Below are 10,175 nucleotides of genomic sequence, written 5' to 3'. Positions count from 1 at the left end.
GGATGATCAGATGCCTCGAGCATGGTTCTGCCCTCCAGAGAGTTTCAGCAAGCACACTCTGACACGGCGCGGCTCGCTATCCACTCCTCATGGAATCTGTAATTCCACGATTTGCACCCGTCGCCCGGGACGATGCGCATGGCATGCGCCACCTTTGCGCCCCACGCGCCCCGCAGTAGACGCGACCGAGCCATACCGTGACCGGACGGCTGCCGCCGGGGCCGGTTGCACCACCGGGGCAGGAAGCGCACAGTCACGCTGCCGTCTTCAGGCAGGATATCGCACGCAAGCGGAGATCACCGATGACCACCCTGTCCACCCTCCCCCTGACCCAGATGAAGGTCTTACCCGACCTGCTCGCCGCACCGGTGGGGACGGTCCTCCTCGCCTCGGAAATATCGCGTGACGAGCCCAAGATCGTCATTCGCAGCCGCCTCGTCTCGGCCGAAGGCACGAAACCCGGGCTGATCCTGATGACCCCGGAAATGAAGGGATATTTCGCCCCGGACGAATTCTGCACCGAATTCGTGCGCAGCGCGCTCGACGTGACCGAGGTGATGCCCGCCATCCTGACCAAGATCCTGCCCGGCTTCCGCTACAAGTTCGATGCGGTGGTACGCGGTGACGTGTGGCACCTGCAGGATGAAAAGGGACAGGATTTCGCGGGCCTCGCCATCGGTTCGGACGAGGAGGAGAGCAAGGTGTTCGGCTATGCCCGGATTACCGATGGCCGCATCGGTGACATCATCCCGGCAAAGCGCCTTGCCTATCTGGGGCAACTCGACTTCGCTGCCGCGCCGGCGAAGGTCACTGTGTAAGTGACTGTTAAAAAATAAACGTTTTCGGGGGCGGCCGTCTTTTTTTAAAGGCGGCGTCTTTTGAAGCTTTTTGAAAAAAGCTTCACCAAAAACTTCTTTAAGTTATTCAGATAGTTATATAGCCCAACGAAAACGGCCCCGCCCCCGGCCTTTGATGGCAGGAGACGGGGCCGCGTCAGGCGCGCATCATCCGGGGGAGATCAGGAGATGGCCTGCTTCCCCTCCAGCTTGCGCGATTCAGGCGTGCGCGGCAGGAAAAAGCGCAGGAAACGTGCAAGGTTCGGCGCCAGCTTCGGCCGCAGCAGGCGCGGGTCATAGCCCGAGAAGCGGCGTTCGTTTTCATTGAGGCACAGGTCAAGGAAATCACGCAGCGGCATGTCGATGCTCGCCACTTCCTTGGTGCCGTTGACGGTGAAATTGTTGTCCTGTTCGTGGACATTGCCATCGGCATCCATCGTCTGCGCCATGCCGAGGCGTTCATAGACCAGGAACACCCACACCGCGAGGACACGGATCTCGAACCACGGGCGCTTCCACAGCGGCATCGTCGCGCGGTGCCATGCCAGCCAGTTCGCGAACAGCAGGATATGGCGGCATTCCTCCTGCATCACTGGCTCGAACGTCTCGACAAGTTCCGCCGGGAAGAAGCCCGAACGCTTCGCCACCTCAAACAGGCCGAAGGCAAAGAAACTGTCCACACATTCGGAAAAGCCGGTCACGAGGTAGGCCCACTCCACATCACGCGGTTCGTGGTAGGTCGGCTCCGACGCCAGCGGGATGCCATAGGCCTCCACCATCTTGGAGAGGACCTCCTTGTGGCGGTTTTCCTCCCACGCGTTGCGCGACAGGGCATCCTTCATGTCCGGGTCGTCAATCAGGCGGGCATAGGCCGCCATGCGCAGGCGGGCCTTGCCCTCGGTCTGCACCGCGATGTCCCAGATCGGCAGCGACGTAACCCGGCGCAGCGTCTCCGCATCCAGCTTGGGCCATTCGATGACGGACGGCTTGTAGGGGTTGAAGGTCTCGCGGAACATCTCCGCCACGGCGCGCTTGTGCTCCACCGAACCGGGCTTCAGCGGCCCGGGCACCGGACTCGACCAGTGACGCGCCGTGTAATCCGCCTTCGCCACGGCTTCAGGGGTAGCCGCGCCGGGGTCCTGCGCTTCGGGCAGGTTGGTATAGATGTCTGAAAGTGCGTTCATGTGTCAGCTCGCTGATCGAAACGGTAACGCGGGAATTCACCGATCGGCTGGCATCAAAAAAAACAGTCCGCCGCCATCGCGGCACATGGAACGGGTCGTGCCGACCGGGCAATGAACTGTTCTTCGTTGCACAAGGACGCTGAATTCCTGGCTGACCCTGTTATGCGCCCCATTGGGGCGACAGCAGCAGTATGGGGGCTGCCGCCATCGCCGCCCTTGTCATGGATCAATGAATGTCGGAGATCTTTTCGATCACGCGTGTGACGAGGCCATACTCGATCGCCTCGGGCGCGGACATCCAGTAGTTACGGTCGGTATCCTTGCAGATCTTCTCGTACGGCTGCCCGGTTTCGCGCGCGAACAGGCGGTTGAGGCGTTCGCGCATCTTGACGATCTCGCGCGCCTCGATGTCGATGTCCGTGGCGGGACCACGCACGCCGCCCATCGGCTGATGCAGCAGGAAGCGCGTGTTGGGCAGGCAGTAGCGCCGCTCCTTGTTTCCCGCCGCGTAAATCAGCGCACCCGCCGACGCCACCCATCCGGTGCCGATCATGTTGACCGGGGCCACCGAATCGACAAAGCGGATCATGTCATGGATCGTGTCGCCACTTTCCACATGCCCGCCGGGCGAATTGACATACACGTCAATCGGCCTGTCCGACGCACCGGCCAGCGCCAGCAGGCGGCCGGTGACATCACGGGCGATCTTGTCATTGATCGGCCCGAACACCAGCACCTTGCGCTGGTCGAACAGGCGGCTTTCAAGTTCGCTGATGGGCGAGGAGAGCGTGCGGTTACGATCGGGTTCCTCGGTCTCCGGGCCTTGGGGTTCGGGGATGTCGGGATCGCGCGGATCCTCGTCATCCATGCGGACGCGATCTTTCGGCTGCATGCCGTTCATTGGGCTCTCCCTCTTTTCCGGGGCTGGCATAGTCATCCCCCTATCCTGCGCTGCCTTGGCCGTGGTGCCAAGCCCTGTCAAGCGATCGGGGTCCTGCGACCCCGCGCGCCGCCCCTCGCTATGACGGGCGGGACAGGGTAGTAGGAAACATCGTGTGACATCTGTTTGACGGAGTGGATATGGGCAATCCTGCGCCCGCGCCAAGTTCCGATGCGTTCTTTTTCGTGCGTCGCGGCCGTTCGTGCCGTGGGGCGGCGGGCAATGGGGCACGCCTGGCATGGGCCGTCGCCGCCATGGCCCTGCTTGGCGGATGCGGCTCGGGCCATCGCGATACGGTCGATACGCTGGCGGACTGGTACCACAACCACCAGGGCGGCGTCATAGGGCAGCAGCGCCCCCCCCCACCCGGCGCGCATGACCCGTATCCGCATGTCGGGCTTGGCCCGCGGGAGGCCCCGGTCCTGCCGTCACAGGACCTGCGCGACGACATCACCACCGACCTGCGTGAGCAGCGCAACCTGATCCACCGCGAGGACGCGACGATGGGGCCGATTCCCTCGGTCGCGGAGGTGCCGCCACCGCCCGCGACCCCCGCGACGGGCATGCAGTCGGCGTCCTTCGCCGCGGCCCCGGCCGCCCCCGCCACCACGTCGCGCCCCGCGCATGAGGCCGACGACGCCACGATCGCGATGCCCGAGGTCAGCAACGCCCTACCGACGGATGCGCAGATCCTGCCCACCACCCTGCCCGCGCTGGCCAAGGCCCCGCCGGAGCCCGTGACCCTTGCGGGGATCGGGACGATCGGCACGAACGAGGGCGTCAGCCGTCCCCTGCCGGATTACCAGCTTGACAACGACCAGTGGCGCGCCATCGGCTTCGCCCCCGGTTCGGACCAGATGCAGCACGGGCAGGAGCGCGCGCTGTCGGACGTGGCGCGCGCACGCGGTGACGGGACCATCGTCATCAACGGGTATGGCGACGCCACCACGGCCAGCGCGCAGGGACAGGCGCAGGCCATGTCGCTTGCGATCCTGCGCACCCGTACGCTGGCGCACGCGCTGGTGGCGCAGGGGGTGCCGGAATCGGCGATCCGCCTGCATGCGGCGGCGTTCGGGACTGGTGCAAGAGTTGGCATCGTGCACTAATGTATCGGCCGGTCCGCCATCCTGGCGGCCGGGACTTCAGATTCCCAACCCGGCGCGATCCCTGATCCCGCCTGCCTGCAGAGCAGTCCCATGACCGAAGAATTCCATCGCATCCGCCGTCTGCCGCCCTATGTTTTCGCCGAAGTGAACAAGGCCAAGGCCAGCGCGCGGGCCCGCGGGGAAGACATCATCGATCTGGGAATGGGCAATCCCGACACGCCCACGCCCTCGCACATCGTGCAGAAACTGGTGGAAACCGTGGCGGATCCGCGCGCGCACCGCTATTCCGTCAGCCGTGGCATCCCCGGCCTGCGCCGTGCGCTTGCGGGGTATTACGAACGCCGCTTCAATGTCGGCCTCGACCCCGAAACCGAAGTGATCGCGACCCTTGGCTCCAAGGAAGGGCTGGCGAACCTTGCCGCCGCCATCACCAGTCCGGGCGACACGATCCTGGTGCCCAACCCGTCCTATCCGATCCACCAGTTCGGATTCATCATCGCCGGCGCCTCCGTCCGCTCCATTCCAGCCACCCCGGACGAGGAAATGCTGCGCGCGCTGGAACGTGCGGTGCATCATTCGGTGCCGAAACCGACCGCGCTGATTGTCAATTTTCCGTCAAATCCGACCGCCTATGTCGCGGACCTCGACTTCTACCGCGAACTCGTCGCCTTCGCGCGCAGGCACGAGATCTGGATCATGTCCGACCTTGCCTATGCCGAAATCTATTTCGGGGACCGCGTGCCGCCCTCCATCCTCGAGGTACCGGGTGCCAAGGACATCGCGGTGGAGTTCACCTCCCTGTCGAAGACCTATTCCATGGCGGGGTGGCGCATGGGCTTTGCGGCGGGCAATCCGCGCCTGATCGCGGCGCTGACGCGCATCAAGTCCTATCTGGACTATGGCGCGTTCACCCCGATCCAGGTCGCCGCCGTCGCGGCACTCAGCGGGCCGCAGGACTGTGTCGCGGAAATCCGCAACATCTACCGCGAACGCCGCGACGTGCTGATCCGCGGCCTGCACGCGGCCGGGTGGGACGTGCCCTCGCCCGAAGGTTCCATGTTCGCATGGGCCCCCATCCCCGAGAAGTTCCGTGAGATGGGCAGTGTCGGCTTCTCCAAGCTGCTGCTGAAGGAGGCGGGCGTCGCCGTCGCCCCCGGCCTTGGCTTTGGCGAACATGGGGAGGGCTTCGTGCGCATCGGCCTTGTGGAAAACACCCAGCGCCTGCGCCAGGCGACGCGTGCGATCCGCCATTTCATGTCGGCCCACAACGCGGCCGCCCCCGCGCCACGGCGTGACCCCGCGGTCACGGATTCCGTTTCCTGAACGCTTTTCACTTCCCTTACGGAAAAAACATGACTGCTGCTTCTTCACCTGTTGAGCCCCCTCCCCTGCGCATCGGTATCGCGGGGCTGGGCACGGTTGGCGCCGGTGTCGTCAGGATGCTGCGTGAAAATGCCGCGCTGATCACCGCGCGCGCCGGGCGTCGCCTGGTCGTCACCGCGGTCAGCGCGCGCGACCGCACGCGCGATCGTGGCGTGGACCTGTCGGATGTCGCATGGTGCGACGACGCCGCCGAACTTGCGGCGCATCCCGACGTCGATGTCGTGGTCGAACTGGTCGGTGGCGCGGAAGGCATCGCGCGCAGGATCGTCACCGGCGCGCTGGAAAACGGCCGGCCGGTCGTCACCGCGAACAAGGCGCTGATGGCGATCCATGGCGCGGAACTCGCGACACTGGCGCAGAAGGCCAATGTGCCGCTGATGTTCGAGGCGGCGGTCGCCGGCGGCATCCCCGCCATCAAGACCGTGCGCGAGGCGCTGGCCGGGGACCGTATCCTCAAGGTCGGCGGCATCCTCAATGGCACGTGCAACTACATCCTGACCGCGATGCGCGAGACGGGGCGTGACTTTGCCGACATCCTCGCCGATGCGCAGAAGCTTGGCTATGCCGAGGCCGATCCCTCCACCGACGTGGACGGGGTGGACGCGGCGCACAAGCTTGCGATCCTTGCCGGGCTTGCGTTCGGCCGGCCGGTCGTCTTCGCCTCGGTCTATATCGAGGGGATCCGCCGCATCGGTGCGCTGGACCTGCATTTCGCGCGTGAACTGGGCTATCGCATCAAGCTGCTGGGCATCGCGCGGCAGCATGCGAACGGGATCGAGGCGCGGGTGCATCCGTGCCTCGTGCCCAACACGACGCCCATCGCGCAGGTCGATGGCGTGTTCAACGCCGTCGTGGTCGAAGGCGCGTTTGTCGGCCGCCTGATGCTGGAGGGTCGTGGCGCGGGCGAAGGTCCCACCGCCACCGCCGTCACCGCCGACCTGATCGACATCGCGCGCGGCAACGCCATTCCCGTATGGGGACGCAGCACCGATGGCCTGACGCAGGCCGTCGCCCTGCCGCGCGCACAGTTTTCGGGCCGGTATTACCTGCGACTGAACGTCGTGGACCGTCCGGGCGTGCTGGCGGACATCACGGCGGTGCTGCGCGATGATGGCGTGTCGCTGCATACGATGCTGCAACATGCCCATGCGCGTGAGACGCTGCCCGATGACAGTTACAGCGTGCCGCTGGTGCTGATTACCCATCATACCAGCGAGGCGGCGATGCTGCATGCGCTCAGGCACATCGCGCAACTCAAGTCGGTGCTCGACGAACCGGCCATGATCCGGATCGAGGGGGACTGATCCCTCCTCCCGCCCCCTTACGTTCCCACTCCCCAAGGATTCCCCGATGACCAACGCCACTGCCGCCCACAGCCCCGTTCCCCGGCACACCGCGACGGGAGCGCGGGCATGAGCATGGGGGACATGACGGACGGGGTGCTGGCGGCAGGGACGGTGGAGGATGCGGACAACAGCGCCCTGGTGCTGGGCGTGCGTTCCAGCCTGACGGGACGGCGGTGGCTGTGGCGTGACCCGTCGGCCACGCTTGATTCCGGGCTTACCGCGCGCATGGGCATGGCGATCATGCAGCAGGCCGGGGTGCCCGAAGTCGTCGGGCGCATGCTGGCGATGCGCGGGGTCGCACCCGACGCCGTGCAGGATTTCCTCAGCCCCACGCTGCGCGCGCTGATGCCCGATCCCGCCGGCATGATCGACATGGACAAGGCGGCACGGCGTCTGGCGCAGGCCATCACCACATCGGAAACCGTTGGGGTCTTTGGCGATTACGACGTGGATGGCGCCTGTTCGGCGGCGCTGCTGACGCATTTCCTGCGCCAGATGGGCTGTCGCGTCATCACCCATGTCCCCGACCGCATGAGCGAGGGCTATGGCCCCAATACCCCCGCGCTGGAGGCGATGGTCGCCGATGGCGCGGGCCTGATCGTCTGCGTGGACTGTGGCACGGCGGCGGGGGACATCCTCTCCCCCCTGTCGGCACGGGCGGACATCATCGTGCTGGACCATCACAAGGTGCAGGGCGCGCTGCCACGCATCACCGCGACGGTCAACCCGAACCGGCTTGACTGCGCCTCGCGCCTGCATGGGGCGTGCGCCGCGGCCGTGACCTTCATGGCGGTGGTCGCCACCACGGGCGTGCTGCGCCGCGAAGGGTGGTTCGAAACACGGCCCATGCCGCAACTGATGGACTATCTCGACCTCGTGGCGCTGGCGAGCGTGTGTGACGTCATGCCGCTGACGGGGCTGAACCGCGCCTTTGTCACGCAGGGGATGAAGGTCATGGCCCGCCGCCAGCGTATTGGCCTGAACGCGCTGCTTGACGTTTCCGGTGTGACGGACGACCGGCTGACCTCCACCACCTGCGGCTTCGCCCTTGGACCGCGCATCAACGCGGGCGGGCGGATCGCGGAATCGGGGCTGGGGCTGGAACTGCTGCTGTGCGAGGACGAGGCGGAAGCCCGGCGCCTGGCGGAGCGCCTGGATGCGGTCAACCGCCGCCGCCAGACGGTGGAGGGCGATATCCTCGACATCGCGATGGAAATGGCCACCCGCCAGCGGGAAGAAGGCCACCCGGTCCTGCTGCTGTGCGGCCGCGACTGGCATCCCGGCGTGGTGGGCATCGTGGCGGGACGGGTGAAGGAACGCTTCAACCGCCCCGTGCTGGTCGGTGCGATGCTGGAGGATGGCAGCGTCAAGGGATCGGCGCGTTCCGTGACGGGGATCGACCTGGGCACGGCCATCATCGCGGCGCGGCAGGCGGGCCTGCTGACCTCGGGCGGGGGGCATGCGATGGCGGCGGGATTTGGCCTGAAGGCCGAAAACATTTCCGCGCTGCACACATTCCTTGATGAACGGCTGGAAAAGGCGGCCGCATTGCCCGACGCGGTGGATCTGAGCATTGAAGGCATCGTGAGTGTCCGGGCCGCGACGGTGGAACTGGCGAATGATATCGGGCGCCTGGCCCCGTTCGGTTCGGGCAATGACGAACCGCTGCTGGCGCTGCCGCGCGTGCGCATCGTGCGTGCCGACCGCATCGGGCGCGAGAGCAATACGCTACGCCTGATGATCGAGGGGGAAGGTGGCGGCCCGCGCCTGAAGGCGCTGCTGTTCCGTGCTGGCGACAATCCCATGACGCCCGTGCTGGAGGATCGCAACGCCCCGCCCCTGCATCTGGCCGGATGGCTGCAGGCCCAGACATGGAATGGCCGCACGACCGCCAGTTTCTTCATCCGTGACGCGGCTTTTGCGAATTAATTTTCATATTCTGATTTCAGGGGGTTGACCGCCCCCGCCTGTCGGGATATCTACCCGCTCACGCCTTTAGTCCCGTTCGTCTAGAGGCCTAGGACACCGCCCTTTCACGGCGGCAACACGGGTTCGAATCCCGTACGGGACGCCAGCTACTTTATCGCAGTTTACTGCGGGTCTTGGCTGATTACAGGCACTTTCCTGATTTCCAGTTTGTTGGACTTTGAGCCAATCTTGAGCCAAACGGGTTTCCGTCACTCAGGGATGGCTCAGTGATATCAGGGATTCTCATGAGCGAATCACAAAAGACGAATATCGACCCCATTACGGGCAGAGCGCTGCCTAAAGGTGTCTGGTATCGTGGCCCCAGCCAGTACCAAGCCCGGAAGATGGTGGACGGCAAACGTATTCGCAAAACATTCGCCTCAGCCGCTTTGGCTCGACGCTGGCTCAATGAAAAATGGGCCGAGATCGATCTGGGCCAGTTTCGTGATACCTCCACCATCGACCGCATCCCGATCCGTCAGTTGATCGAACGCTATCGGGATGAGTGCATGGCCCACAGGGAGAATGACCGCATCGGTCATATCCCTGCCCTCCTTGACGATCCTGTGGCATCCTGCAGACCAGCCAGACGGTCCCGGATCGTCGGGTCGGTTACGGCCCGGTTGTGTCGTCCTTTCAGCAGGCGCAGGCCGTTCTTCACCTCGAAAATGCGTTCGATTTTTTCCTGTCGCGCGTAACTGTGCGACATGTCCATGACGCGGCCATTCTCCGGATTCACCATCTGCACCAGAAGATGAAAATGCTGGTTCCAGCTTTCCCCATCATGGCGGCTTTTCTGGTGGCGGACACACAGCTTCACGTCGTCACGTGAAAAGCCGAATTCCTCGCCAATCATCGCAATGGCATCCCGAACCTGCCGTGGGTCCAGTTTTTCCTGACTGGCAAGGATGAAGTGGGCCGCCGCGTTCTTCCGGCCAAAATCACGGGCGTCATCGAACGCCATTCTTACATCCGCCCGTGATCCCCGGATCAGGTGGATGACCTCATTTTCATCGGGCTTGTCCAGAAGGTGGCGCACAATTTGGGTCATGCTGCGTGCGGTCGCCCGGATGCGCGTTGACTTGATGATCATGTCAACGGACCTTCCGGAGCACCTTTGTCACCCGGAGCGCCGTGGCCCTGACTTCATCCGTGGCCTCCTGAAGCCCTGTTACCGCCTCCCCTGCGTTCACCCGTCGGGCCAACTGGTTCAGATTGTTGCCAAGCGCTGCCAACTGGTTGTGGATATCCAGCATGTCGGCATGAAAGTGGGGGCCACCATTCGCCATGGCGTCAAGGGCGACAGCACGGAACCAGATGGGGTGGACGGCCTCCATGCGACATCAATGTGCCATGATGAGGTCGGAAGACCATTCAGAGGAGACCGCCCGGATGAAAGTTACCATAATCGG

The 10,175-nt window shown here is 64.6% G+C and carries 10 protein-coding genes and 1 tRNA gene; 6 read left to right on the top strand and 5 right to left on the bottom strand.

The window, feature by feature from the left end:
- The first annotated feature begins 302 nt into the window (after positions 1-302).
- Positions 303-818: a hypothetical protein gene (locus CFR72_RS15275; protein ID WP_110914681.1), complete on the top strand. Its 516-nt coding sequence runs from the start codon at positions 303-305 to the stop codon at positions 816-818.
- A 200-nt stretch (positions 819-1,018) separates the two neighbouring features.
- Here CFR72_RS15275 and CFR72_RS15270 read toward each other — a convergent pair whose 3' ends face one another.
- Positions 1,019-2,020 carry a ferritin-like domain-containing protein gene (locus tag CFR72_RS15270; protein WP_110914680.1) on the bottom strand — a complete coding sequence of 334 codons (1,002 nt, stop codon included), beginning with the start codon at positions 2,018-2,020 and terminating at the stop codon, positions 1,019-1,021.
- Positions 2,021-2,246: 226 nt separating this feature from the next.
- Positions 2,247-2,921, bottom strand: a complete 675-nt coding sequence (locus tag CFR72_RS15265) for an ATP-dependent Clp protease proteolytic subunit (protein ID WP_110914679.1) — start codon at positions 2,919-2,921, stop codon at positions 2,247-2,249.
- Positions 2,922-3,100: 179 nt separating this feature from the next.
- Between CFR72_RS15265 and CFR72_RS15260 the strand changes: the two genes are divergently transcribed.
- The 5 genes from CFR72_RS15260 to CFR72_RS15240 all read left to right on the top strand — a co-directional run bounded on the left by CFR72_RS15260 (position 3,101) and on the right by CFR72_RS15240 (position 8,869).
- Entirely contained in the window at positions 3,101-4,066 is a 966-nt protein-coding gene (locus tag CFR72_RS15260; protein ID WP_110914682.1) for an OmpA family protein, read from the top strand.
- Positions 4,067-4,156: 90 nt separating this feature from the next.
- A complete protein-coding gene (locus tag CFR72_RS15255) occupies positions 4,157-5,389 on the top strand; it encodes an LL-diaminopimelate aminotransferase (RefSeq protein WP_110914678.1) in 1,233 nt (410 codons plus the stop codon).
- A gap of 29 nt (positions 5,390-5,418) precedes the next feature.
- Positions 5,419-6,753 (top strand): homoserine dehydrogenase, encoded by a 1,335-nt coding sequence (locus CFR72_RS15250; protein ID WP_110914677.1) that lies wholly within the window; start codon positions 5,419-5,421, stop codon positions 6,751-6,753.
- Between the two features lie 114 nt (positions 6,754-6,867).
- On the top strand, positions 6,868-8,724 hold the full coding sequence (gene recJ / locus CFR72_RS15245) for a single-stranded-DNA-specific exonuclease RecJ (RefSeq protein WP_110914676.1): 1,857 nt from the start codon (positions 6,868-6,870) through the stop codon (positions 8,722-8,724).
- 69 nt (positions 8,725-8,793) lie between these two features.
- Positions 8,794-8,869: transfer RNA gene (locus CFR72_RS15240), tRNA-Glu, on the top strand.
- Positions 8,870-9,143: 274 nt separating this feature from the next.
- Here CFR72_RS15240 and CFR72_RS17700 read toward each other — a convergent pair.
- From CFR72_RS17700 to mobC, 3 genes are read right to left on the bottom strand one after another with little or no spacing between them, the layout of a single operon-like run.
- Positions 9,144-9,305: a hypothetical protein gene (locus CFR72_RS17700; RefSeq protein WP_167400422.1), complete on the bottom strand. Its 162-nt coding sequence runs from the start codon at positions 9,303-9,305 to the stop codon at positions 9,144-9,146.
- The gene (locus CFR72_RS17695; protein ID WP_167400421.1) at positions 9,302-9,856 is read right to left on the bottom strand and encodes a relaxase/mobilization nuclease domain-containing protein; all 555 of its coding nucleotides are present in this window, start codon (positions 9,854-9,856) and stop codon (positions 9,302-9,304) included. Before CFR72_RS17695 ends, CFR72_RS17700 begins: the two co-directional genes overlap by 4 nt.
- 1 nt (position 9,857) lies before the next feature.
- Positions 9,858-10,100: a plasmid mobilization relaxosome protein MobC gene (gene mobC / locus CFR72_RS15230; protein WP_110914675.1), complete on the bottom strand. Its 243-nt coding sequence runs from the start codon at positions 10,098-10,100 to the stop codon at positions 9,858-9,860.
- Positions 10,101-10,175 lie beyond the last annotated feature (75 nt).

Source organism: Gluconacetobacter entanii (genome assembly GCF_003206495.1).
Classification (GTDB): domain Bacteria; phylum Pseudomonadota; class Alphaproteobacteria; order Acetobacterales; family Acetobacteraceae; genus Novacetimonas; species Novacetimonas entanii.
Note: the sequence above shows the minus strand (reverse complement) of the source record. Positions and strands in the feature narration are given on the sequence as shown.

Coding starts and splice junctions, on each gene's coding strand:
- CFR72_RS15270 (WP_110914680.1), bottom strand. CDS start 2,020: ATGAACGCACTTTCAGACATCTATACCAACCTGCCCGAAGCGCAGGAC.
- recJ (WP_110914676.1), top strand. CDS start 6,868: ATGGGGGACATGACGGACGGGGTGCTGGCGGCAGGGACGGTGGAGGAT.
- CFR72_RS15255 (WP_110914678.1), top strand. CDS start 4,157: ATGACCGAAGAATTCCATCGCATCCGCCGTCTGCCGCCCTATGTTTTC.
- mobC (WP_110914675.1), bottom strand. CDS start 10,100: ATGGAGGCCGTCCACCCCATCTGGTTCCGTGCTGTCGCCCTTGACGCC.
- CFR72_RS15260 (WP_110914682.1), top strand. CDS start 3,101: ATGGGCAATCCTGCGCCCGCGCCAAGTTCCGATGCGTTCTTTTTCGTG.
- CFR72_RS15250 (WP_110914677.1), top strand. CDS start 5,419: ATGACTGCTGCTTCTTCACCTGTTGAGCCCCCTCCCCTGCGCATCGGT.
- CFR72_RS17695 (WP_167400421.1), bottom strand. CDS start 9,856: ATGATCATCAAGTCAACGCGCATCCGGGCGACCGCACGCAGCATGACC.
- CFR72_RS15265 (WP_110914679.1), bottom strand. CDS start 2,921: ATGAACGGCATGCAGCCGAAAGATCGCGTCCGCATGGATGACGAGGAT.
- CFR72_RS17700 (WP_167400422.1), bottom strand. CDS start 9,305: ATGACCGATGCGGTCATTCTCCCTGTGGGCCATGCACTCATCCCGATA.
- CFR72_RS15275 (WP_110914681.1), top strand. CDS start 303: ATGACCACCCTGTCCACCCTCCCCCTGACCCAGATGAAGGTCTTACCC.